We start from the raw sequence: 22,572 nt of genomic DNA on the forward strand, positions 1-22,572 counted from the left end.
TCTGAGATCGCGGCAAAAGCGCGGCTGGCGAGGTTGTGGGCGCGAAGGCCTTTCCGGAACGCTCGCAACAGGCTATGGGATGCGATCCACGCTGGTGCGGAGCGCCACCCGCCCAGGGTGTCGCTGGTGTCATCACGATGCCGTCATTCCGGTCCAATCGCGTGTCGCAACCCAGAACGTTAGGAAGCAAGGCGCCCGCCATGTCGCCCATCCCGTCCCCGTCGCCCTTCCGCGGCTCCTTCACCGCCCTCGTCACCCCGTTTCGCGATGGGGCGGTGGACGAGAAAGCGTTTCGCGACTTCGTGGACTGGCAGATCGCCGAGGGCTCCCATGGCCTGGTTCCGGTCGGCACCACGGGCGAGAGCCCGACCCTGACCCATGACGAGCACAACCAGGTGGTGGCCTGGGCGGTGGAGCAGGCGGCCGGCCGCGTGCCGGTAATCGCCGGTGCCGGCTCCAACAACACCGCCGAAGCCATCGCCCTCGGCCGCCATGCGGAGAAGGTGGGCGCCAGCGCCCTGCTGGTGGTGGTGCCTTATTACAACAAGCCCAGCCAGGAGGGCCTGTACCACCACTTCAAGGCTGTCGCCGACGCCGTGAGCCTGCCCATCTTCATCTACAACATTCCCGGCCGCTCGGTGGTGGACATGTCGGTGGAGACCATGGCCCGCCTGTTCGAGATCAAGAACATCGTGGGCGTGAAGGATGCCACCGCCTCCATGGCGCGGGTGTCGCTGCAGCGGCAGGTGCTCGGGGCGGATTTCGTCCAGCTCTCGGGCGAGGATGCCACCGCGCTCGGTTTCATGGCCCATGGCGGTGCGGGCTGCATCTCGGTGACCGCCAATGTGGCGCCGCGGCTGTGCGCGCAGTTCCAGAATGCCTGCCTCAATGGCGACTTCAAGACTGCGCTCGCCATTCAGGACAAGCTGATGCCGCTGCATTCGGCGCTGTTCGTGGAGACCAACCCGACCCCCACCAAATATGCCCTGACCCTGCTGGGCAAGATGACAGACGAGGTCCGTCTGCCGCTGGTGCCGGTGTCGGAGCCCACCAAGGCGGTGGTGCATTCGGCCATGGTCCACGCCGGCCTCATCAACTGAACACACGGGCGCCAGCCTGCGGGCTGGCGCCCCCTCATGCCGCTTGTGCCGGCGGCATCCGAAGGCCACATTCCCTGTCATGAGCGACAATAAGAAAGACGCCCCCCGCAAGGTGGCCGCCGAGAACCGGCGGGCCCGGTTCGACTTTGCCATCGAGGAAGTGTTCGAGGCCGGGGTGTCCCTCACCGGCACCGAGGTGAAGAGCCTGCGCACCGGCAAGGCCACCATCGCCGAGAGCTACGCCGCCCAGAAGAATGGCGAGATGTGGCTCTTTAACGCCTACATTCCCGAATATCTGGAAGCCAACCGCTTCAACCACGAGACGCGCCGACCCCGCAAATTGCTGCTGCACAAGCGGCAGATCGCCAAGCTCGGCAATGCGGTGGAGCGCGAGGGCATGACCGTGGTGCCGCTGAAGATCTATTTCAACGAGCGCGGCCGGGCCAAGGTGGAGATCGCCTTGGCCAAGGGGCGCAAGAGCCACGATAAGCGCGAGGCGCTGAAGGAGCGCTCGTGGGCCCGCGACAAGGCGCGGCTCATGCGCGAGCGCGGCTGATTCACCTGTTCCGGGCCGGCGCCTGGCGCGGCCCCACCAGTGCGGAGAGGGGCCATGGCCGAGTATCAGACGCTGCCGGATGACTTGCCCGCGCCCCAGGACGACGGCGCCGCCGATCACCTGCCGGGGCTCGAACTGCCCATCATCGGCCTGCCGGCCACCAATGGCGAGCGGGTGGACCTGTCCTCCCTCGCCGGCCGGGCGGTGGTCTATGTCTATCCGCGCACCGGGGTGCCGGGCGAGCCCCTGCCGGATGGCTGGGATGCCATTCCCGGCGCGCGCGGCTGCACGCCCCAGTCGTGCGCCTTCCGCGATCACTATGCGGCACTGAAGGCGGTGGGCGTGGAGCATGTGTTCGGCCTTTCGGTGCAGGACACGCCCTATCAGGCCGAGGTGGTGGAGCGGCTGGAGCTGCCGTTCCCGCTCCTGTCCGATCATCGCCGGGAGTTCGCCCAGGCGGTCCGGCTGCCCACGTTCGAGGTGGATGGCGCGGTGTTGTTGAAGCGCATCACCCTCATCATCGACGAAGGGGCCATCTCCCACGTCTTCTATCCGGTGTTCCCGCCGGACGAGAATGCGGCCCAGGTGCTGGCGCATCTGCAGGCCCGCGCCGCCGCGCGGGACGAAGGGGAAGAATAGGACGCCTCAGCGCGCCGGGGTGGCCAGGAACGCGCGCACGTCCTGGAATACGGCGCGGAACATGGCCGGTGTCAGCACACCCGTATTGGTGTTGTAGCGCGAGCAATGATAGCTCGCGAACACCCTGAGGCCGGCGATGTCGCCGCTGACGCCGTGGCCGAACTTGAGGTGCGAGGCCCGGGCGCCGAGCGCCGCCAGGGTGGAATCGTGGGCGATCTTGCCCAGGGTCACCACTGCGCGCAGATGCGGCATGCCGGTGAACAGGGGCGTGAGGAAGCGCCGGCAGGTGCGGATCTCTTCTGTCGTCGGCTTGTTCTGTGGCGGCACGCAACGCACCGCGTTGACAATGCGGGCATCCTGCAGCGCCAGCCCATCGTCGGGTCGGGCATCGTAATGGCCGGTGGCGAAGCCGAAGTCCAGCAGCGTCGCATAGAGCAGGTCGCCGGCATAATCGCCGGTGAAGGGCCGCCCGGTGCGGTTGGCGCCGCGCAGGCCGGGGGCGAGGCCGACGATGAGCAGCCGCGCGTCCTTCGGTCCGAACGTGGGCACGGGCGCATTGAACCAGCCCGGTTCCGCCGCCCGCCAGTCGTCACGAAAGCCGGCAAGACGAGGGCAGAGCGGGCAGTCGCCCGCGGGCTCCACCTCCAGAACGCGCGCCATGGGACCGCTCAGCAATTGTCGCTGTCGGTGCCCGCGGTGGCGCCACGCCGCTCCAGGAATCGGGGCGTCTCCTGCATGCGGCCCTGCCGCTCGGAGGGGTCGCGACCAATCTTGGGTTGCAGTTCCACGAGGTCGATGAAGACATCCGCCTGGCGGCGCAGATCGTCGGCGATGAGCGGCGGCTGGGTGGAGATGGTGGACACCACCGACACCCGGATGCCCTTGCGCTGCAAGGCTTCCACCAGGGAGCGGAAGTCGCCGTCGCCGGAGAACAGCACGATGTGATCCACGTGCTCGGCGAGCTCCATGGCATCCACGGCGATCTCGATGTCCATGTTGCCGCGCACCCGCCGGCGCCCCTGGGCGTCGGTAAATTCGCGGGCGAGCTTGGTCACCACCGAATAGCCGTTGTAGTCCAGCCAATCGAGCAGAGGACGAATGGAGGAATACTCCTGATCCTCGATCAGGGTGGTATAATAGAACGCTCGCAGAAGATAGCCCCGGCTCTGGAACTCCTTCAGCAGCCGCTTGTAATCAATGTCGAAGCCGAGCGCCTTGGTTGCCGAGTACAGATTTGCGCCATCAATCAGAAGAGCGATCTTTTCAAGGCCCTGCATAAAATTTCCGCCGGTCGAAAGGGATGGGCGTAACGCTGGAACGGCTGTAACCCGCACCGTCCGCTGCCTTTCTCCGACGAAGCCCGGTCCAACGCAAGCGAAAAAGGCACCCTCGGCTTGCCCAGAGGTTCGATTTGTTGTATCGACCCGCTCTTCCCAGGCTTATGATCCAGCGCGTTTGCGCATGAGGGAGTGCCGAGCCCATGGCCCGCGTCACGGTTGAAGATTGCATCGACAAGGTAGACAACCGGTTTGAACTGGTGCTGCTCGCCGCCCACCGCGCCCGGATGATCTCCTCGGGCAGCCAGATCACCATCGATCGTGACAACGACAAGAACCCGGTGGTGGCGCTGCGCGAGATCGCCGACGAAACGGTGAGCCCCGAGGATCTCAAGGAAGATCTGATCCACTCGCTGCAGAAATACACCGAGGTGGATGAGCCCGAGCCCGAGGCCGCGCCCATGATCGCGTCCGGCGAAGGTGGGGGCGACGACAGCGACGTCATGCTCGACCGCATGACCGAGGAGGAGCTCCTCGCCGGCCTGCAGGGCCTGGTCCCGCCCGAGCATTCGGACGACGACGAGGGCTGAGCCCCGCCGTTTGGCCGCACCGCAAGATGCGAGAACGCCCGCTCGGTCCCCCGAGCGGGCGTTCCGTGTTTCAGGGTGCTGGATTGCCGTGGATCTGGTGCAGCGCGTCGATGCGGGCCAGCACGTCGGCGCTCAGGGGCGTGAGGGCGCCGGCCAGGCACGCCTCGAGCTGGGCCATGCTGGTGGCGCCGATGAGGGTGGCGGTGACGAACGGACGCGAGGTGACGAAGGCCTGCGCCAGCGCCACCGGGGTCAGGCCCACTTCGGCGGCGAGCTTAAGATAGGCGTCGATGGCCGCCTCGGTGCCCGGCTTCTCATAGCGCTGGCCGCGATCGAACAGGGTGCTGCGCGCCCCCGCCGGCCGTGCGCCCCGCTGGTATTTGCCGGTGAGGTAGCCCTGGCCCAGGGGCGAATAGGCGAGCAGGCCCACCCCCTCGCGGGCGTGGAACTCGGCCAGCCCTTCCTCATAGGTCCGGTTGATGAGGTTGTAGGCGTTCTGCACCGAGACCACCCGCGGGCCGATTCCCGCATCGGCGGCGCGCAGGAAGGCGTGGAGCCCCCAGGCTGTTTCGTTGGACAGGCCGATGTGGCGCACCTTGCCGCTCTTCACCAGCTCGGCCAGGGCGGCCAGAGTGTCCTCGATGGGCACTTCAGCGCCGTCGCCGGGCGCGCGGGCGGGCGCGGCATTGCCGAAGATCGGCACGGCGCGATCGGGCCAGTGGAGCTGGTAGAGGTCGAGATAATCGGTCTGAAGGCGCTGCAGCGAGCCGTCTATGGCGGCGCGGATGTTGGCGGCGTCGAGGCGCGGCCTCGCGCCGTCGGCGCGATACCAGGTGTTGGTGGTGGGGCCCACCGCCTTGGAGGCCAGCACCACCTTGTCGCGATTGCCGCGCGCCTTCAGCCAGGTGCCGATGATGCGCTCGGTGGAGCCCTGGGTCTCCCGTCGCGGCGGAATGGAATAGAGTTCGGCCGTATCAATGAAATTGATGCCGTGATCCAGCGCATAATCGAGCTGGGCATGGCCTTCGGCCTCGGTATTCTGCTGGCCGAAGGTCATGGTTCCGAGGGCGACAGACGACACCTTGATGTCGGTGCGCCCGAGCGGGCGATACTCCAGCATGGAGGGCTCCGGGAGATCTGTGCGGATCTTGAGGCGCGGGCCAGGACGCGCGCGCCGGTGAGGGCCCTCAACATAGGCACCCCAAGCCCCTCTTGCGAGGGGGCTGGCGCCGCCAAATCCGTCAGAAGCCGACGGCTGTTCCGGAGAGGTCGTAGGGGCCGGCGGCCTCGATCTTCACGGTGGCGATCTCGCCCACCCGCAGCGGCCGGCGCGACGCCACCTTCACGGTGCCGTCGATCTCCGGCGCATCGCCCTTGGTGCGGCCGATGGCGCCACTGGGCGTCACCGCATCGATGATCACCTGCTGGCGGGTGCCCACCTTGCGCTTCAGCCGGCGGGCGGAGACCTTCTGCTGGGTGCGCATGAAACGGTCATAGCGCTCGGCCTTCACCTCGTCGGGCACCGGATTGTCGAGGCCGTTGGCCACCGCCCCCGCCACCGGCTCGAACTTGAAGGCGCCGGCGCGGTCGATCTCCGCTTCCTCCAGGAAGTCCAGCAACTCCTGGAACTCGGCCTCCGTCTCGCCGGGGAAGCCGACGATGAAGGTGGAGCGCAAGGTGAGGTCCGGCACCGCGCTGCGCCACGCCTGGATGCGGGCCAGCGTCTTCTCCTGGGAGGCCGGGCGCTTCATCCGCCGCAGCACCGTGGGGCTCGCGTGCTGGAAGGGAATATCGAGATAGGGCAGCACCTTGCCGGCCGCCATCAGCTCCATCACCGCGTCCACATGGGGGTAGGGATAGACATAGTGTAGGCGCACCCAGGCGCCGAGATCCCCCAGCGCGGCGGCAAGGTCCAGGAAGCGGGTGGCCACTTCCTTCTCGCCCTCGGCGCCCTTCCACAGGCTCGGTGCGTAGCGCAGGTCCTGGCCATAGGCCGAGGTGTCCTGGGAGATGACGAGGAGTTCCTTCACGCCGGCCTTCACCAGCTTTTCCGCCTCGCGCAGCACCTCGCCTGCCGGGCGGGAGACGAGGTCGCCGCGCAGCTTGGGGATGATGCAGAAGGTGCAGCGGTTGGAGCAGCCCTCCGAGATCTTCAGATAGGCATAGTGGCGCGGGGTGAGCTTCACCCCCTGGTCGGGCACCAGATCGAGGAACGGATCGTGCTTGGGCGGCACCGCTTCGTGCACGGCGGCGAGCACGCTCTCATATTGCTGCGGGCCGGTGACGGCGAGCACGCCGGGATGGGCGGCGGTGATCTGCTCGGGCTCGGCGCCCATGCAGCCGGTGACCACCACCTTGCCATTCTCCGCCAGCGCCTCACCGATGGCCGAGAGGCTTTCCGCCTTGGCGCTGTCGAGGAAGCCGCAGGTGTTGACGATGACGAGATCGGCCCCCGCATGGGTCTTGGTGAGCTCATAGCCCTCCGCCCTGAGGCGCGTGACGATGCGCTCGGAATCCACCAGCGCCTTGGGGCAGCCGAGGGAGACGAAGGAGATGCGGGGCGACTTCAGCGCGGTCTCGACCATGATGCGCGGGGACTTCTTCGGCTGTTGGGGGCAGGCCGCAGGGGTTAGGGGAGCAACGCTCTCCCGTCAATCCCGACCGGCGCCGGCGGGGTAGCGAAAGGGCAGGGCGTTTTTGAGGCGGGCGCGGGTGGGCGGTGCGGTGGGCTGAATGTTCTCGTCGCCCCCGCCTTCCGGTGCCTCTGCCGCACTGCAGCGCTCCGGCTCGCGGTTCTGCCGCAGCGCGCGGCTGGTCCCTTGCCGGGTGTCGTCAATCCTCTCACACTCTCAGGTATAAGAATGACGACTCTGAAAACGCTGGGGAGAGGCTCATGCTGGCACTGCTGCTCATCATCGCCTGCGGCCTGTTGGCGGTCGCCTATGGAATCTGGGCCATCCGCAGCCTGATGGAGGCGGATGCCGGCAGCGCCCGCATGCAGGAAATCGCTGCCGCCATTGCCGAGGGGGCGCAGGCCTATCTCAAGCGCCAGTATCTCACCATCGGCGTGGTGGGCGTCGTCATCTTCGTCCTGGTGGGCGTGTTCCTGGGCTGGCTGGTGGCGGCGGGCTTCGCCATCGGCGCCATTCTGTCGGCGCTCGCCGGCTTCATCGGCATGAATGTGTCGGTGCGGGCCAATGTGCGCACCGCCCAGGCGGCCACCCTCTCCCTGGCCCGGGGGCTCGATCTCGCCTTCAAGGCTGGCGCTGTCACCGGGCTTCTGGTGGCGGGCCTCGCCTTGCTCGGGGTCTCCGCCTATTTCCTGGTGCTCACCCAGCTGCTCGGCTTTGCCCCCAACGCCCGGGTGGTGGTGGATGCGCTGGTGGCGCTGGGCTTCGGCGCCTCGCTCATCTCCATCTTCGCTCGGCTCGGCGGCGGCATCTTCACCAAGGGCGCCGACGTGGGCGGCGATCTGGTCGGCAAGGTGGAAGCCGGCATTCCGGAGGATGATCCGCGCAACCCCGCCACCATCGCCGACAATGTGGGCGACAATGTCGGCGACTGCGCCGGCATGGCGGCCGACCTGTTCGAGACCTATGCGGTGACGGTGGTGGCCACCATGGTGCTCGCCGCCATCTTCTTCGCCGCCACCCCGGCCACCCTGCACACGCTGCAGCTCTATCCGCTGGCCATCGGCGCGGTGTGCATCCTCACCTCCATCGCCGGCACCTTCTTCGTGAAGCTCGGGCCCACCTCCTCCATCATGGGGGCGCTCTATCGCGGCCTCTTGGCCACCGCCGGCCTCTCGGTGTTGGCTCTGGCGCTGGTGACCTGGCTGCTGCCCGGCTTCGGGCCCATCGACGGAGCCAGCTTCTCGGGCACCGCGCTGTTCGTGTGCGGCATCGTCGGCCTGCTGGTCACTGCGGCCATCGTCGTCATCACCGAATATTATACGGGCACCGGCTATCGGCCGGTCCGCTCCATCGCCCAGGCCTCGGTCACCGGGCATGGCACCAACATCATCCAGGGCCTTGCCGTGTCGCTGGAGGCGACGGCGCTGCCCACCCTCGTCATCATCGCCGGCATCCTTGCGGCCTATGGACTGGCCGGCCTGTTCGGCATCGCCATCGCCGCCACCACCATGCTGGCGCTGGCGGGCATGATCGTGGCCCTCGATGCGTTCGGCCCGGTCACCGACAACGCCGGCGGCATCGCCGAGATGGCTGGCCTGCCCAAGGAAGTGCGCCAGTCCACCGATGCGCTGGATGCGGTGGGCAACACCACCAAGGCCGTCACCAAGGGCTATGCCATCGGCTCCGCCGGCCTTGGTGCCCTGGTGCTGTTCGCGGCCTATAATCAGGATCTGAAATACTTCATCTCCCAGGCCGCCGAGGGCACCTATTTCTTCGGCGTCACGCCCAATTTCTCCCTCGATAACCCTTATGTGGTGGTGGGCCTGCTGTTCGGCGGGCTGCTGCCCTATCTGTTCGGCGCCATGGGCATGACGGCGGTGGGCCGGGCCGCGGGGGCCATCGTGGAGGAGGTGCGGCGCCAGTTCCGCGAGAAGCCGGGCATCATGGCCGGCAGCGAGAAGCCGGATTATTCCCGCGCCGTGGACATGCTCACGGTCGCCGCCATCAAGGAGATGATCCTCCCCTCGCTGCTGCCGGTGCTGTCGCCCATCGTCTGCTATTTCGTCATCTATGCGGTGGCGGGCGGCGGGGTGGCCGGCAAATCGGCGGCCTTCTCGGCGGTAGGGGCCATGCTGCTCGGCGTCATCGTCACCGGCCTGTTCGTGGCCATCTCCATGACCTCCGGCGGCGGCGCCTGGGACAATGCCAAGAAGTCGTTCGAGGATGGCTTCGTGGATAAGGACGGGGTGCGCCACTACAAGGGCTCGGAGGCGCACAAGGCCTCAGTGACCGGCGATACGGTGGGCGACCCCTACAAGGACACGGCGGGACCCGCCGTGAACCCCATGATCAAGATCACCAACATCGTCGCTCTGCTGCTGCTGGCGGTGTTGGGCCACTGAGGGCGCGCCAGCCGCGAAGGGGGACGACGGGCCCCGCGGGGTTGTTCGCGGGGCGGGGGTGGGGCATCGTGCGGGCGCTTTGACCCGCGCCGCCCGGCGCCACGATGGATGTTGCCATGTCCCCTTCGCCCCGCCCGATCCAGCCCGGAGACCGCGTGTTTCTGGTGGATGGCTCCTCCTTCGTGTTCCGGGCCTATTTCCAGTCCATCAACCAGGACCGGAAGTACAATTTCCGCTCCGACCGGCTCCCCACCGGGGCGGTGCGCCTGTTCTGCACCAAGCTGTTCCAGTTCGTGCGCGACGGCGCGGTGGGCATCAAGCCCACCCATCTCGCCATCATTTTCGACAAGTCGGAAGATTCGTTCCGCAAGGCGCTCTACCCCCAGTACAAGGCCAACCGCTCCGATCCGCCGGACGAGCTCATTCCTCAGTTCCCGCTGATGCGCGAAGCGGTGCGGGCGTTCGGCCTCATCCCGGTGGAGCAGGCGCGCTACGAGGCCGACGACCTCATCGCCACCTATGCGGACCAGGCGGTGAAGGCGGGGGCGGAGGTGCTCATCGTCTCCGCCGACAAGGACCTGATGCAGCTCATCGGCCCCCATGTGGCCATGTATGACCCGGCCTCCGGCGAAAGTGGCGGGCGCGGGGCGCGGCCCGAGCGGCGCATCGGCGAAGCCGAGGTGGTGGAATATTTCGGCGTGCCGCCGGACAAGGTGGTGGATGTGCAGGCCCTGGCGGGGGATTCCACCGACAACGTGCCTGGCGTGCCCGGCATCGGCATCAAGACCGCGGCCCAGCTCATCAACGAATATGGCGACCTGGACACGCTGTTGGCCCGCGCCTCCGAGATCAAGCAGCCCAAGCGCCGCCAGTCGCTGCTGGAGAATGCGGAATCCGCCCGCATCTCCAAGCAGCTGGTGGAGCTGGTGCGCGATGTGGCGGTGGAGGTGCCGCTGGCCGATCTGGTGCTGGAGGAGCCCGACGCCCGGCCCCTGGTGGCCTTCCTGAAGGCCATGGAATTCACCACCATCACCCGCCGGGTGGCGGAGGCCTTCGGGGTGGATGCGGGCGCCATCGACCCCGACCCCAAGCTCGCCCCCCAGGGCCTGTTCACCCCCGGCGAGACGGAGGCGGAAGCGCCGCAGGCGGCCAAGGGCAAAGAGAAGGCGGCCGCGCCGGCGAGAAGTGGCGGCGTGGACATTCTGCCCAGGCCCTCGGAACTCGCCCATGCCCGCGCCGAGGCGGCGCGCGCCACGCCGGTGGACCGCAGCGCCTATCGCACGGTGAGCGATCTTGCCGAACTGAAGGACTGGTGCGCCCGCGCCATGGACCAGGGGGTGGTGGCCTTCGACACCGAGACCACTTCGCTCGATCCCATGTCGGCGGATCTGGTGGGCGTGTCTCTGGCGCTGGCGCCCAATGTGGCCTGCTACATTCCCCTGGCCCATGTGGGGGCGGGAGACGGCCTGTTCAGCGAAGGGCTGCTGCCGGGGCAGATCCCCCTGGCCGAGGCCATTGCTGTGCTCAAGCCGCTGCTGGAGGACACCGGCACCCTCAAGATCGGCCACAATGTGAAGTATGACGCGCTGATGCTGTCGCGCTACGGCATCACGGTGGCGCCGCTGGAATGCACCATGTGCATGTCCTATGCCCTGGATGCCGGCCTGCACGGCCATGGCATGGATGAACTCTCGGTGTTCCATCTGGGCCATACCCCCATCGCCTTCACCGAGGTGGTGGGCAAGGGCAAGGCGCAGGTGACCTTCGACAAGATCGCCCTGGAGCCGGCCACCCAATATGCGGCGGAAGACGCCGACGTGACCTTCCGCCTGTGGCTGACCCTGAAGCCGCGTCTCGTCGCCGAGGCCAAGACCACGGTCTATGAGACCCTGGAGCGGCCCCTCATCCCCGTGCTCACCCGCATGGAGGCGCGCGGCATCTCCATCGACAAGGCGCTGCTGGCGCGCCTGTCCTCGGAATTCGCCCAGGGCGCGGCCCGGGTGGAGGACGAGATTGCCGAGCTCGCCGGCGAGAAGATCAACGTGGGCAGCCCCAAGCAGATCGGCGACATTCTGTTCGGCAAGATGGGCCTGCCGGGCGGCTCCAAGACCCCCACGGGGGCCTGGTCCACCAAGGCCAACGTGCTGGAGGAGCTGGCGGAAACCGGCCACCCGCTGCCGCAGAAGATCCTGCAATGGCGCCAGCTCTCCAAGCTGCGCTCCACCTACACGGATGCGCTGCCCAATTTCGTGAACCGCGACACCCATCGCGTCCACACCTCCTATGCGCTGGCGGCCACCACCACCGGGCGCCTGTCCTCCTCGGACCCGAATTTGCAGAACATTCCGGTGCGCACGGAAGAGGGCCGGCGCATCCGCCGCGCCTTCGTAGCGGAGCCCGGCCATCTGCTGGTGTCGGCGGATTATTCGCAGATCGAGCTGCGGCTGCTCGCCGAGATCGCCGAGATCCCCACCTTGCGGCAGGCATTCCAGGACGGGCTCGACATCCACGCCATGACCGCGTCCGAGATGTTCGGCGTGCCGGTGAAGGATATGCCGAGCGAGGTGCGACGCCGGGCCAAGGCCATCAATTTCGGCATCATTTACGGCATCTCGGCGTTCGGCCTCGCCAACCAGCTTGGTATTCCCCGCGAAGAGGCGGGGCAATACATCAAGAAGTATTTCGAGCGGTTCCCGGGTATCCGCGACTATATGGAAGAGACCAAGGGTTTCTGCCGCGAGCACGGCTATGTGGAGACCCTGTTCGGCCGGCAGTGCCACTATCCGGACATCGCCGCCAAGAACCCCTCCATCCGCGCGTTCAACGAGCGCGCCGCCATCAATGCCCGGCTGCAGGGCACCGCCGCCGACATTATCCGCCGCGCCATGATCCGCATGGAGCCGGCCCTGGCGAAGGCCAAGCTCTCCGCCCGCATGCTGCTGCAGGTGCATGACGAACTGGTGTTCGAGGTGGTCGAGGGCGAGGCGGAAAAGACCCTGCCCCTGGTGCAGCAGGTGATGGAACAGGCCGCACTGCCCGCCGTCGAGCTGAGGGTGCCCCTGAAGGTGGAGGCCCGCGCCGCGAAGAATTGGGACGAGGCACATTAAACTCAATAATAATGTGAATTATAAATATCACATATTTATGTGTTGAATATGCGGGTGCGCTCATTTAGTTTGTGAAATGAGCCGGCGAAACCGTCGGCCGTTCATGGACTGGAGTTGCGTTCCCGTGGCCGCCCCCAAGCTCGTTTCCGGCGTTGATGCCGTGTCTGCCCCCGATGCTGGCCGCATGGCGCCTCTGGCGCGCCTGCCCGTGTTCTTCGGCCTCAACGGGCGGCGCGTGGTGGTGGCCGGCCATGGCCGCGCGGCGAGCTGGAAGGCGGAACTGCTCTCCGCCGCCGGGGCGCGGGTGGAGGTGTTCGCGCCCGTGCCTTGCGCCGATCTCGCCCATCTGGCTGCCACACCGCCGCAGGGGCCGGTGACGCTGCACCCCCGCGCATTCGCCCCTGAGGATCTGACCGGCGCCGCGCTGGCGGTGGGGGCGTTCGAGGATGCGGAAGAGGGCGTGCGCTTCGCCGCCGCCGCCCGCGCCGCCGGGGTGCCGGTCAATGTGGTGGACGATCCGGCGCGCTGCGATTTCACCTTCGGTTCCATCGTCAATCGCTCGCCTCTGGTGGTGGGCATCTCCACCGATGGGGCGGCGCCGGTGTTTGCCCAGGCGGTGCGCGCCCGCATCGAGGCGCTGCTGCCGGCGGGCTTCAAGGCGTGGGCGGACGCCGCCAAGGGCTGGCGCGCGGGCCTCAGGGATCTGGCCGCGCCGGCGCGGCGGGCCTTCTGGGAACGCTTCAGCGCCCGTGCCCTCGCAACGCCCCATGCGACGCCCGATGCCGACATCCAGGCGGCACTCCTCGCCGCGCCGCTGCCGGCCGGCGGCTCCGTGGTGCTGGTGGGGGCGGGGCCGGGCGATCCGGAACTGCTCACCCTCAAGGCGGTGCGCGCCCTGCAGGCGGCGGACGTGGTGCTCTATGACCAGCTGGTGTCACCGGAGGTGCTGGATTTCGCCCGGCGCGAGGCCCGCAAGATGCTGGTGGGCAAGACCGGCTACGGCCCCTCCTGCAAGCAGGACGACATCAATGCGCTGATGGTGCGGCTCGCCCGTGAGGGCCGCCGGGTGGTGCGCCTCAAGGGAGGCGAGCCCATGATCTTCGGCCGCGCCGGGGAGGAGATCGCCGCCTGCCGCGCCGCCGGCGTGCCGGTGGAGGTGGTGCCGGGCATATCCACGGCCCAGGGGGCCGCCAGCCGGCTCGCCGCCTCCCTCACCCATCGCGACCACGCGCGGCGCCTGCAGTTCGTCACCGCCCATGCCCGCAACGGCCAGTTGCCCGAGGATCTCGATTTCGAGGCCCTGAGCGATCCCGGCGCCACCACCGTGGTCTATATGCCCCGCCACACCTTGGCGGCGCTGGTGGCGCGTCTCCTTCCGGCGGGGCTCGATGCCGCCACGCCGGCCGTGGCCATCTTCTCCGCCACCCGGCCGGATGAACGCATCGTCAGCGCCCCCATCAGGCGTCTGGTGGAGGCGGTGGAACAAGCGGTGGCCGCCGGCGCCACCGGCCCCTGCATCGTGCTTTACGGCTCCGCGCTGAGTGAGGCGGCGGTGGGGCTAGATGATGAGACGCTTGGCGCTCTGGAGCCCGCCCGCGAACGGGTGGCGGGCTGAGGGGCATTTCGGCGGGATGGGCCACTGGGCCTTTGGCCCGTCCGCGCGGCATTGGAAATCGGCGCAATCGCGGCGATAGCGCTCTCGGCGATCGAGCCCGCATCTTCACGCGAAACGGTGTCCACCCTGCGCGAAAATGCGCGAGGCGCTCTCGACCGCCAACGCATGTTATGCGGCTGATGCGCCGACTGAGCTTGTCCCGCCGCTGCTCCCTCTCCCGCTTGCGGGGGAGGGCTGGGGAGGGGGCAAATCGTTGGGAGTTGCGCTCCGCCACCAGGCAAAGGCTACGCGTTGCGGACTACGCTGAAATGCGATGGTCGTCGTCTGTGAGGTGGCGTTGCCCCCTCCCTGACCCTCCCCCGCAAGCGGGAGAGGGGATGCGCCTCTCCTACGGCCGCCTGTTGCAGGTATCCTGGCCCGCCGGCGTCGCCTCAGGCGGGCATCTGGAAGGACAGCAGCTTGCGCTGGGGGAAGTCGTAGAGCTTGCCGGTCTCTGTGAAGTCGGGCAGGCACAGGGGCAGGATGGCGGCGGCGGCCTCTTCCGGGGTCGGCAGCGTCATGGGGTCCTCCCCGGGAAACGCCTTGGCCCGCATCAGGGTGCGGATGGGTCCGGGGTTGAAGAGGTTCACCTTCAGATTGCCGTTGATGGCCTCCGCCGCCCAGGTGCGGGCCATCACTTCCAGCGCCGCCTTGGTGATGGCGTAGGGCCCCCAATAGGCCTTGGCCTTATGGGCCGCGCCGGAGGAGATCATCACAGCCCGCGCGCAGGTGGACAGCCGCAGCAGCGGATCGAATGAGCGCACGCAGCGCCAGTTGGCGGTGAGGTTCACCGCCACCGTGTCATCCCAGTCCTTCGGCAGCACGTGGCCGAGGGGAGAGAGCGGTCCCAGCACGCCGGCATTGGCCACATAGATGTCGAGCCGGCCATAGCGCTGGTAGAGCGCGCCGCCCAGCCGGTCGATGCCTTCGCCATCCTTGAGGTCGAGGGGCACCAAGGTGGCGCTGCCGCCGATGGCCTGAATGGCGTCGTCCAGTTCCTCCAGGCCCCCTTCGGTGCGGCCCACCGCCACCACATGGGCGCCGGCCTTGGCCAGAGCGAGGGCGGTCGCCGCGCCGATGCCGCGGGTGGCGCCGGTGACGAGGGCCACCTTGTCGGCCAGCGGCAGGGCAGGGTTGGCGCCGGTGGGGCTGAGATCGGTCATGAAGGCTCCGCGGGCGTTGGTGGTGCAGAGAGGAAGAGCCGCGTCAGGGGGCCCCTTGACGCGGCTATCGCGCGTCCGGCCGTCAGCGGGGCCGGTGCGGGCCTGTCGGCGCGGGGCGTGGCACGCCCGCGATGCCCTGGGGTGGGCCGCCGCGGCCGGTGTCGCCGACCGCGGCGCAGACCTCAGCTGGCTTCGGCGAGCAGCGACAATTGCTGTGCGCCGGCTGCGCAGGAGCGGTCGGTCAGCGGGGTGGGATAGTCGCCGGTGAAGCAGTGGTCGGTGAACTGCGGCCGGGCCGGATCGCGCCCCTCATAGCCCATGGCGCGGTAGACGCCGTCCACGGTGAGGAAGGCCAGGGAATCCGCGCCGATATAGCGGCGCATGCCTTCCAGGTCGTGGGTGGCGGCCAGCAGCTTGTCCCGGTCCGGCGTGTCGATGCCGTAATAATCGGGATGGGTGATGGGCGGCGATGCGATGCGGAAATGCACCTCGCGGGCGCCGGCATCGCGCATCATCTGCACGATCTTCACCGAGGTGGTGCCGCGCACCAGGCTGTCGTCCACCAGCACGATGCTCTTGCCTTCCACCACCGAGCGGTTGGCGGAATGCTTCATGCGCACACCCTGGTCGCGGATGGTCTGGGTGGGCTGGATGAAGGTGCGGCCCACATAGTGGTTGCGGATGATGCCGAGCTCGTAGGGGATGCCCGAATATTGCGCGAAGCCGATGGCCGCCGGCACGCCGGAATCCGGCACCGGCACGATCACGTCGGCATTGGCCGGGCTCTCCTGGGCCAGCACCTGGCCGAAGGTCTTGCGCACCTGGTAGACGGAACGCCCGCCCACCACGGAATCCGGGCGGGCGAAATAGATGTACTCGAAGATGCAGGGGCGGGCCGGCATCTCGGGGAACGGCTTGAACGACTGCAGCCCGTCCTCGTCGATGACGATGACCTCGCCATTCTCCACGTCGCGCACATAGCGCGCGCCGATGATGTCGAGGGCGCAGGTCTCGGAGGCGAGGATGGGCGAGCCTTCCAGGGTGCCGAGCACCAGCGGGCGGATGCCGAGGGGATCGCGGGCGCCGATCAATTTCTTGTTGGTGAGCGCCACCAGGGAATAGGCGCCCTCCAGGCACTGGATCGCGTCGATGAAGCGGTCGATGAAGCGCGGCTTCCGCGAGCGGGCCACCAGATGCAGGATGACTTCGGTGTCGGTGGTGGACTGGGTGATGGCCCCTTCCCGCACCAGCTGCTTGCGCAGGGTGAGGCCATTGGTGAGGTTGCCGTTGTGCCCCACCGCGAAGCCGCCGGCATCGAGCTCGGCGAACAGCGGCTGCACATTGCGCAGCAGGGTCTCACCGGTGGTGGAATAGCGCACGTGGCCGATCGCGGAATCGCCCGGCAGGCGATCGATCACCGCGCCGTCGGAGAAGGCATCGCCGACGAGGCCGAGGCGCCGTTCCGAGTGGAAGCGCCGGCCGTCGAAGGAGACGATGCCGGCGGCTTCCTGGCCGCGATGCTGCAGGGCGTGCAGGCCAATGGCCGTCACCGCCGCGGCGTGGGGGTGGTTATAGATGCCGAAGACCCCGCATTCCTCGCGCAGGCGATCGCCATCGAGATCAAGGTCGATGGCGCGACCTTGTCCGGGCTCCTGGGCATGGGAACCATGGTCGGAACCGTGGCCCCCTTCGGCGCCGTTCATGTCGTCCAGCTGTGTCCTGTCCATCCTGCACCTCCGCTCGGGCGACCTTACTGGCCGGTGCCGCGCGTGCTTTCCAGCAGCTGCTCAAAGCCCTGGCGATCCGTGCGCCGGTAGCCGGCGCTCCCTGCCGTGGATCCCGGGGCGGTGCTTGCCGCCATGGTCGTGCCCCCAAGGCCCGAACCGTCGTTCTGTGAACGCTGACCTGCTGCCGGTGCGGCGGGCGCATCGCCCTCCTCACCTGCGGGTGGCTTCTTGAACTTGTTCAAGATGGTGTTTTCAGGGTCATCCGGCAACTGGGCCATCAGCCAGTCACCCGCGCTTTCCAGCGCCGGACGCGATTTGGCGTCCACCACCCACGGCGGCTGGCTCTTGAGCGGCACCAGCCAATTGAAGAACATGAAAGCCACCACCATCACGAGCAGGCCGCGGGCGAGGCCGAAGCCGAAGCCCAAGGTGCGGTCCAGCGCGCCGATTCGGCTGTCGAGCACGATGTCGGAGATCCGCGCGGTGATGATGGAGGCGATCAGCAGCGTGCCGAGAAACAAGAGGCCCAGGGTGGCCGCCATGGCGGCGGTGTCCTGGGAGATATATTGTTTCACGTACGGCAGCGCCGGTTTGTAGAAATAGAGCGTCACGCCAGCGGCGACCGCCCACGACAGGATGCTGAAGACTTCGCGCAGCAGGCCCCGCACCATGGCGAGGACTCCTGAAATCAGCATCACGGAAATGACAATGATGTCGAGTAGCGTGACAGGCATCGGTGCATCGGTCCGTGGTCGGTGTGGGGCGACAGGCGCTCATCCTGCGGGTCCGCACCGCGTGGGGCCGCCGCGCGCGTGATATAGCCCGCACATCGGTCGGCGTCATCCTCCCCTTGCCCTTTATCTCAACTCAGTCCGCTTCGTCATCCCACGGGGTGGTGGTCGCGGCGATGGCGCGCTTGCCGGCGGGCCGGCGCGGAACATCCTCATCGGCGTCGTCCGCCTGTGGCTTGCGCATGGCTGCCTTACGCGGAGCGCGGGCGGCGATGCCCGCCACCAGCTGGGCGAGGGAGGAGATGGAGTCGATCTCCACCAGTCCGTCGGCGCCCTCCTGGCCGCCGGCGGGAATGACCGCGCGGGCAAAGCCGAGCTTGGCCGCCTCCTTCAGCCGGGCCGGACCCTGGGAGACGGGGCGCACCGCGCCGGTAAGGCTGGCCTCGCCGAAATAGACGGCGTCCGCCGGCAGCGGGGCTCCGGTGAGGGAGGAGACCAGCGCCGCCGCCACCGCCAGATCCGCCGCCGGCTCGCCGATCCTGAGGCCGCCGGCGACATTCAGATAGACGTCGTGCCCGCCGAGGCGCACGCCGCAGCGCGCATCCAGCACCGCCAGCACCATGGAAAGGCGGTTGGGGTCCCAGCCCACCACCGCCCGACGCGGTGTGCCGAGGGAGGAGGGGGCCACCAGGGCCTGGATCTCCACCAGCACCGGCCGAGTGCCTTCCATGCCGGCGAAGACGGCGGTGCCGGGCGCGCCGCTGTCACGGTTGGAAAGGAACAGCTCGGAGGGGTTGGCCACCTCGCGCAGGCCGCGCCCGGTCATCTCGAACACGCCAATCTCGTCGGTGGGGCCGAAACGATTCTTCTGCGCCCGCAGCACCCGGAACTGATGGCCGCCGTCCCCCTCGAAGGAGAACACCGCATCCACCATGTGCTCCACCACCCGGGGGCCGGCGATCTGGCCATCCTTGGTCACATGGCCCACCAGGATCACGCAGGCGCCGGTCTGTTTGGCGTAGCGCACCAGCAGCTGGGCCGAGGTGCGCACCTGGGTCACCGTGCCGGGCGCGGATTCCACGCTGTCCGACCACATGGTCTGAATGGAATCGATGACCACCACATGCACCGGCGGACCCGAGGCGAGGGTGGCGAGGATGTTTTCGGCGTTGGTTTCCGCGGCGAGCCCCACCTTGGCGGCGGCCAGGCCGAGCCGCTGGGCGCGCATGCGCACCTGGTCCACCGCCTCCTCGCCGGAGACATAGACCACGTTCAGCCCGCGTGCCGACAGCGCCGCCGACGCCTGCACCAGCAGGGTCGACTTGCCGATGCCGGGGTCGCCGCCGATGAGCAGGATGGAGCCCGGCACGAAGCCGCCACCGGCCACCCGGTCGAGCTCGCCGATGCCGCAGACCATGCGGGGCGCGGGATTGCCGCCGCCTTCCAGGCTCTCGAGCGCGAAGGCGCGGCCCTTGCGGCTGGACCTCTGGGCGGCTGGCACGCTGGCCACCACCGCGACTTCCTCGGAAATGGTGTTCCAGGCGCCGCAGGCATCGCACTTGCCCTGCCAGCGGGAATAGACCGCGCCGCAGGATTGGCAGACGAAGGTGTGGTCGCGCTTGGCCATGATAGATCCGAAGGGCGGGCGGCCGAATCCGCCTCGCCCGCCGCACTCTAGACCATCACCCGCCGAAACTATCACGCGCCAAAGCGCGCGCCCGCCCGCCGCCGGGCCACAGGGGCGTCCGGGGTGTTCTCCGATGCCCGCCGGCACGCACGCATCAAGACCTGCTCATCAGCATTGCTCATGAGCACGGTCGATCGTTGCCAGAGGCTCATCGCCCAGCAGCGGGCTCTGCCGTGAGGGCACCGGGCCGGCCGCCGCATCCGGCTGGCCCCGTGCCGTTCAGCAGGCTTCGCGCAAGCCTGGCGCGCCGAGGCCGGAGCCGATCAGCCGCTCGATCTCGCGAAAGGTCTCATCCACATCAAAGGCCAGCTTGCCGGCCTCCGCCGCCAGGGCGGAATGCAGGGCGCTGAGCTTCTCGCTGCGCTCCCGCTCGCGGGCTTCCAGCAGCGAGAGGGCGGCGCTGAGCACCGCATGGGGGCCGTCGAAACGGCCGGAGGAAACGAAACGGTCAATCAGGCCGGAATGCTCCGGCGACAAGGCGAATCGATCAGACATGAGGGCCTCCCCACGAACAGGCGGACGCTAGAGGTGTTCGCCGGGAAGGTCGAGAGGCCGCGTGCGCGGTGGGGGAGATAGAGGGGCGGTGTGGCGCGCGCGCTCCAGCCGGTGGCGCCGGGACGCGACGTCAGGTCCGCTCACGTCTCCCGCTCACGCCCCCACGTAGCGGCGCAGGTAGCGCTTGCCGAGGCTGGTGAGCACCTCATAGCCGATGGTGCCCGCCGCGGTGGCGAGATCATCGACGCCGATGCCGTCGCCGAGGAACACCGCGGGATCGCCGCGCCCGACGGTGCCGGGCGGCAGGTCGGTGATGTCGAGGGTGGCGAGATCCATGGAGATGCGCCCCACCAGGGGGCAGGGCTGGCCGCCCAGCATGGCCACCGCGCCGGCCTTCGCCGCCTTGCGTTCGTCGGTGGAGCCGGCGGCGCGGAAGAAGCCGTCCGCATAGCCGATATGGACGGTGGCGAGCCGGCTGTCGCGTTGCAGGCGCTCGGTGGCGCCGTAGCCCACCGTTTCCCCCCGCGCCACATCCAGCACCTGGATCACCTTCGCCTCCAGCCGCACCACCGGCTTCAGCGGTGGCACGCCGTTGATGGCGACGCCGCCGTAGAGAAAGATGCCGGGCCGCACCAAGTCGAAGCGAAAATCCCGGCCCATCAGGGTGCCGGCGGAATTGGCCAGCGAGGCCTTCACCCGCGGGAAGCGGCGCGCCACATCGGCGAACACCAGCCGCTGCCGGGCGGTGAGCGGATGGCCGGGGGTGTCGGCACAGGCCAGATGGCTCATGATCAGGCTCGGCTTGAAGCCGAGGGTGGGCATGGTCTTCGCCAGTCGCACCGCCTCATCGAGGGCGATGCCCAGGCGATGCATGCCGGTATCCACATGAATGGCCGCCGGCCGGCTCACGCCGCTGTCGCGGCAGGCCGCGCTCCATTCGGCGATTTCCGGCTCCGAGCCCAGCACCGGGCAGATCTCATGGGCGGCGAACTGCGGCGCGGTGCCCGGCAGCAGGCCGTTCAGGGCGTAGATGGTGGCTTCGGGCAGCAGCCTGCGCAGCGTGAGCGCCTCATTGAGATGGGCGACGAAGAAGGTGCGGGCCCCCGCGCGCCACAGCACCGGGGCCACCTGAGCGATGCCGAGCCCATAGGCATCCGCCTTCACCACCGCCGCGCATTCCGCCGGGGCGGCGAGGGCGGAAAGGGTGCGCCAGTTCTCGGCGATGGCGGCCAGATCAATGGTGAGGATGGCGCCGGCATCGCGCGCGTCACGCGCGGCCTGCTCCGGATCCTCCGCTGGTGTGGGGGGCGAGGGCAGGGGGGTGCCGCTCAGTCCCGGTTCGGCAGGTGATCCTCCCGCGCCAGGTTCGAGAAGCGGGTGAACTGGGGTTCGAAATGCACCTTCACCGTCCCCGTCGGGCCGTGACGCTGCTTGCCGACGATGATTTCCGCCGTGTTCTCCGCGGCCTTCATGTCGATCTCCCACTTGAACCACTCCTCTGTGCCCTGCTTCGGCTCGCGACTCTTGAGATAGTACTCCTCGCGAAACACGAACATGACCACGTCGGCGTCCTGCTCGATGGAGCCGGACTCACGCAGGTCGGACAGCTGCGGCCGCTTGTCGTCCCGGCTCTCCACCTGACGGGAGAGCTGCGACAGCGCCATAATGGGCACTTGCAGTTCTTTCGCCAAGGCTTTCAGGCCGGTGGTGATCTCGGTGATCTCCTGAACCCGGTTCTGCGACGACGACTTGCTGGAGCCGGACAGGAGCTGGAGATAGTCCACCACCATGAAATCGAGCCCGCGCTGGCGCTTCAACCGCCGTGCCCGCGCCACCAATTGGGCGATGGAGATGCCGCCGGTGTCGTCGATATAGAGCGGAATGGACTGCATGGTCTGGGCGGCGGCGGCGAGCTTGGAGAACTCGGCCTCGGAGATGTCGCCGCGGCGGATCTTGTAGGAGGCGATCTCGGCCTGCTCGGCGAGAATACGGGTGGCCAGCTGCTCCGACGACATTTCCAGCGAGAAGAAGCCGACCACGCCGCCCGACACCGCCTCGATGGAGCCATCGGCCCGTTGCTCGCCGCGATAGGCGGCGGCGATATTGAAGGCGATGTTGGTGGCGAGCGAGGTTTTGCCCATGGCCGGACGGCCGGCCAGGATGATCAGATCCGACGGCTGCAGGCCGCCCATCTGGTGGTCGAGGTCGTCGAGGGCGGTGGCGATGCCCGACAGATGCCCGTCACGCTGGAAGGCCTTGGAGGCCATGTCCACGGATTCGCGCAGCGCGTCGCCGAACTTCAGGAAGCCGCCATCGTAGCGGCCGGTCTCGGCGATCTCGTAAAGGCGCTTTTCCGCCTGCTCGATCTGCTCCTGCGGCGAGGCTTCGACACCGGCGTCATAGGCCTCGTTGACGATTTCCTCGCCGATCTGGATCAGGTCGCGGCGCACCGACAGATCGTAGATGGCCCGGCCGTAATCCTCGGAATTGATGATGGTGGTGGCTTCCGCCGCCAGCCGGGCCAGGTACTGCGGGCCGGTGAGGCCGCCGATGTCGAGCTCAGCCGGCAGGAAGGTCTTGAGGGTGATCGGGGTGGCGATCTTTCCGGCCCGGATCAACGCACCCATGATCTCGAACAGCTTGCCGTGCAGCGGCTCGAAGAAGTGGCGCGGCTCCAGAAAGTCGGAGACGCGGTAAAAGGCCTCGTTGTTGACCAGGATGGCGCCCAGCAGCGCCTGCTCCGCTTCCAGATTGTGCGGCGCCTGGCGATAGGAGGGGTCGAGGTCCCCTTTGTCGAGAAGATCGAGCATG

Annotated in this window: 18 protein-coding genes; 7 read left to right on the forward strand and 11 right to left on the reverse strand. The window is 68.1% G+C overall.

Translation table 11 applies throughout. The features are described 5' to 3' along the window. Positions 1 to 200: 200 nt before the first annotated feature. The 3 genes from dapA (at position 201) to ACU4E7_RS15755 (ending at position 2,295) form a co-directional block, all read left to right on the forward strand. Positions 201 to 1,100, forward strand: a complete 900-nt coding sequence (dapA, locus tag ACU4E7_RS15745; RefSeq protein ID WP_273546213.1) for a 4-hydroxy-tetrahydrodipicolinate synthase — start codon at positions 201 to 203, stop codon at positions 1,098 to 1,100. Positions 1,101 to 1,179: 79 nt separating this feature from the next. After that, positions 1,180 to 1,656 carry an SsrA-binding protein SmpB gene (gene smpB / locus ACU4E7_RS15750; protein WP_238121931.1) on the forward strand — a complete coding sequence of 159 codons (477 nt, stop codon included), beginning with the start codon at positions 1,180 to 1,182 and terminating at the stop codon, positions 1,654 to 1,656. Between the two features lie 54 nt (positions 1,657 to 1,710). Beyond that, positions 1,711 to 2,295: a peroxiredoxin gene (locus ACU4E7_RS15755; protein WP_447019398.1), complete on the forward strand. Its 585-nt coding sequence runs from the start codon at positions 1,711 to 1,713 to the stop codon at positions 2,293 to 2,295. A 6-nt stretch (positions 2,296 to 2,301) separates the two neighbouring features. Here the strand turns inward: ACU4E7_RS15755 and ACU4E7_RS15760 are convergent, their stop codons facing one another. Both ACU4E7_RS15760 and ACU4E7_RS15765 read right to left on the reverse strand, forming a co-directional pair. Beyond that, positions 2,302 to 2,943 carry a uracil-DNA glycosylase gene (locus ACU4E7_RS15760; protein ID WP_238122039.1) on the reverse strand — a complete coding sequence of 214 codons (642 nt, stop codon included), beginning with the start codon at positions 2,941 to 2,943 and terminating at the stop codon, positions 2,302 to 2,304. Between the two features lie 20 nt (positions 2,944 to 2,963). Next, positions 2,964 to 3,572, reverse strand: a complete 609-nt coding sequence (locus tag ACU4E7_RS15765) for a LabA-like NYN domain-containing protein (protein WP_238121933.1) — start codon at positions 3,570 to 3,572, stop codon at positions 2,964 to 2,966. A 203-nt stretch (positions 3,573 to 3,775) separates the two neighbouring features. Here ACU4E7_RS15765 and rpoZ point away from each other — a divergent pair, with 203 nt between their 5' ends. Further along, positions 3,776 to 4,162 (forward strand): DNA-directed RNA polymerase subunit omega, encoded by a 387-nt coding sequence (gene rpoZ / locus ACU4E7_RS15770; protein ID WP_238121934.1) that lies wholly within the window; start codon positions 3,776 to 3,778, stop codon positions 4,160 to 4,162. Between the two features lie 70 nt (positions 4,163 to 4,232). Here rpoZ and ACU4E7_RS15775 read toward each other — a convergent pair whose 3' ends face one another. Beyond that, positions 4,233 to 5,279, reverse strand: a complete 1,047-nt coding sequence (locus ACU4E7_RS15775) for an aldo/keto reductase (RefSeq protein ID WP_447021647.1) — start codon at positions 5,277 to 5,279, stop codon at positions 4,233 to 4,235. 124 nt (positions 5,280 to 5,403) lie between these two features. Then, on the reverse strand, positions 5,404 to 6,747 hold the full coding sequence (gene rimO / locus ACU4E7_RS15780; protein WP_447019399.1) for a 30S ribosomal protein S12 methylthiotransferase RimO: 1,344 nt from the start codon (positions 6,745 to 6,747) through the stop codon (positions 5,404 to 5,406). A gap of 308 nt (positions 6,748 to 7,055) precedes the next feature. On the opposite strand from rimO, the gene ACU4E7_RS15785 reads away from it, so the two are divergent. From ACU4E7_RS15785 to cysG, 3 genes are all read left to right on the forward strand, one after another. Continuing rightward, positions 7,056 to 9,197 (forward strand): sodium-translocating pyrophosphatase, encoded by a 2,142-nt coding sequence (locus ACU4E7_RS15785; protein ID WP_238121936.1) that lies wholly within the window; start codon positions 7,056 to 7,058, stop codon positions 9,195 to 9,197. Positions 9,198 to 9,313: 116 nt separating this feature from the next. Then, complete coding sequence (gene polA / locus ACU4E7_RS15790) at positions 9,314 to 12,304, forward strand: DNA polymerase I (protein WP_447019400.1); 2,991 nt, start codon at positions 9,314 to 9,316, stop codon at positions 12,302 to 12,304. A gap of 160 nt (positions 12,305 to 12,464) precedes the next feature. Beyond that, complete coding sequence (gene cysG / locus ACU4E7_RS15795; RefSeq protein WP_447021648.1) at positions 12,465 to 13,919, forward strand: siroheme synthase CysG; 1,455 nt, start codon at positions 12,465 to 12,467, stop codon at positions 13,917 to 13,919. Positions 13,920 to 14,350: 431 nt separating this feature from the next. Here the strand turns inward: cysG and ACU4E7_RS15800 are convergent, their stop codons facing one another. The 7 genes from ACU4E7_RS15800 to ACU4E7_RS15830 all read right to left on the reverse strand — a co-directional run bounded on the left by ACU4E7_RS15800 (position 14,351) and on the right by ACU4E7_RS15830 (position 22,571). Then, positions 14,351 to 15,121, reverse strand: coding sequence for an SDR family NAD(P)-dependent oxidoreductase (locus ACU4E7_RS15800; RefSeq protein WP_447019401.1), 771 nt, complete (start codon positions 15,119 to 15,121; stop codon positions 14,351 to 14,353). A gap of 182 nt (positions 15,122 to 15,303) precedes the next feature. Further along, the gene (purF, locus tag ACU4E7_RS15805; RefSeq protein ID WP_447019402.1) at positions 15,304 to 16,848 is read right to left on the reverse strand and encodes an amidophosphoribosyltransferase; all 1,545 of its coding nucleotides are present in this window, start codon (positions 16,846 to 16,848) and stop codon (positions 15,304 to 15,306) included. 23 nt (positions 16,849 to 16,871) lie between these two features. Further along, complete coding sequence (locus ACU4E7_RS15810) at positions 16,872 to 17,582, reverse strand: CvpA family protein (protein ID WP_238121940.1); 711 nt, start codon at positions 17,580 to 17,582, stop codon at positions 16,872 to 16,874. Positions 17,583 to 17,715: 133 nt separating this feature from the next. Continuing rightward, positions 17,716 to 19,206 (reverse strand): DNA repair protein RadA, encoded by a 1,491-nt coding sequence (radA, locus tag ACU4E7_RS15815; protein WP_447019403.1) that lies wholly within the window; start codon positions 19,204 to 19,206, stop codon positions 17,716 to 17,718. Positions 19,207 to 19,485: 279 nt separating this feature from the next. Continuing rightward, entirely contained in the window at positions 19,486 to 19,761 is a 276-nt protein-coding gene (locus ACU4E7_RS15820) for a type II toxin-antitoxin system ParD family antitoxin (protein ID WP_238121942.1), read from the reverse strand. A 153-nt stretch (positions 19,762 to 19,914) separates the two neighbouring features. Next, on the reverse strand, positions 19,915 to 21,093 hold the full coding sequence (gene alr, locus ACU4E7_RS15825; RefSeq protein WP_447021649.1) for an alanine racemase: 1,179 nt from the start codon (positions 21,091 to 21,093) through the stop codon (positions 19,915 to 19,917). Further along, a complete protein-coding gene (locus tag ACU4E7_RS15830; RefSeq protein ID WP_238121943.1) occupies positions 21,090 to 22,571 on the reverse strand; it encodes a replicative DNA helicase in 1,482 nt (493 codons plus the stop codon). The genes alr and ACU4E7_RS15830 overlap by 4 nt, the downstream gene beginning before the upstream one ends. Position 22,572: the final 1 nt, after the last annotated feature.

It is taken from the genome of Xanthobacter sp. ZOL 2024 (assembly GCF_052932325.1).

Bases quoted from the DNA above. Each gene is read 5' to 3' on its own strand.
- ACU4E7_RS15800 (WP_447019401.1), bottom strand. From the start codon at position 15,121: ATGACCGATCTCAGCCCCACCGGCGCCAACCCTGCCCTGCCGCTGGCC.
- ACU4E7_RS15810 (WP_238121940.1), bottom strand. From the start codon at position 17,582: ATGCCTGTCACGCTACTCGACATCATTGTCATTTCCGTGATGCTGATT.
- ACU4E7_RS15765 (WP_238121933.1), bottom strand. From the start codon at position 3,572: ATGCAGGGCCTTGAAAAGATCGCTCTTCTGATTGATGGCGCAAATCTG.
- dapA (WP_273546213.1), top strand. From the start codon at position 201: ATGTCGCCCATCCCGTCCCCGTCGCCCTTCCGCGGCTCCTTCACCGCC.
- ACU4E7_RS15820 (WP_238121942.1), bottom strand. From the start codon at position 19,761: ATGTCTGATCGATTCGCCTTGTCGCCGGAGCATTCCGGCCTGATTGAC.
- polA (WP_447019400.1), top strand. From the start codon at position 9,314: ATGTCCCCTTCGCCCCGCCCGATCCAGCCCGGAGACCGCGTGTTTCTG.
- ACU4E7_RS15785 (WP_238121936.1), top strand. From the start codon at position 7,056: ATGCTGGCACTGCTGCTCATCATCGCCTGCGGCCTGTTGGCGGTCGCC.
- ACU4E7_RS15755 (WP_447019398.1), top strand. From the start codon at position 1,711: ATGGCCGAGTATCAGACGCTGCCGGATGACTTGCCCGCGCCCCAGGAC.
- rpoZ (WP_238121934.1), top strand. From the start codon at position 3,776: ATGGCCCGCGTCACGGTTGAAGATTGCATCGACAAGGTAGACAACCGG.
- smpB (WP_238121931.1), top strand. From the start codon at position 1,180: ATGAGCGACAATAAGAAAGACGCCCCCCGCAAGGTGGCCGCCGAGAAC.
- rimO (WP_447019399.1), bottom strand. From the start codon at position 6,747: ATGGTCGAGACCGCGCTGAAGTCGCCCCGCATCTCCTTCGTCTCCCTC.
- purF (WP_447019402.1), bottom strand. From the start codon at position 16,848: ATGGACAGGACACAGCTGGACGACATGAACGGCGCCGAAGGGGGCCAC.
- radA (WP_447019403.1), bottom strand. From the start codon at position 19,206: ATGGCCAAGCGCGACCACACCTTCGTCTGCCAATCCTGCGGCGCGGTC.
- ACU4E7_RS15830 (WP_238121943.1), bottom strand. From the start codon at position 22,571: ATGCTCGATCTTCTCGACAAAGGGGACCTCGACCCCTCCTATCGCCAG.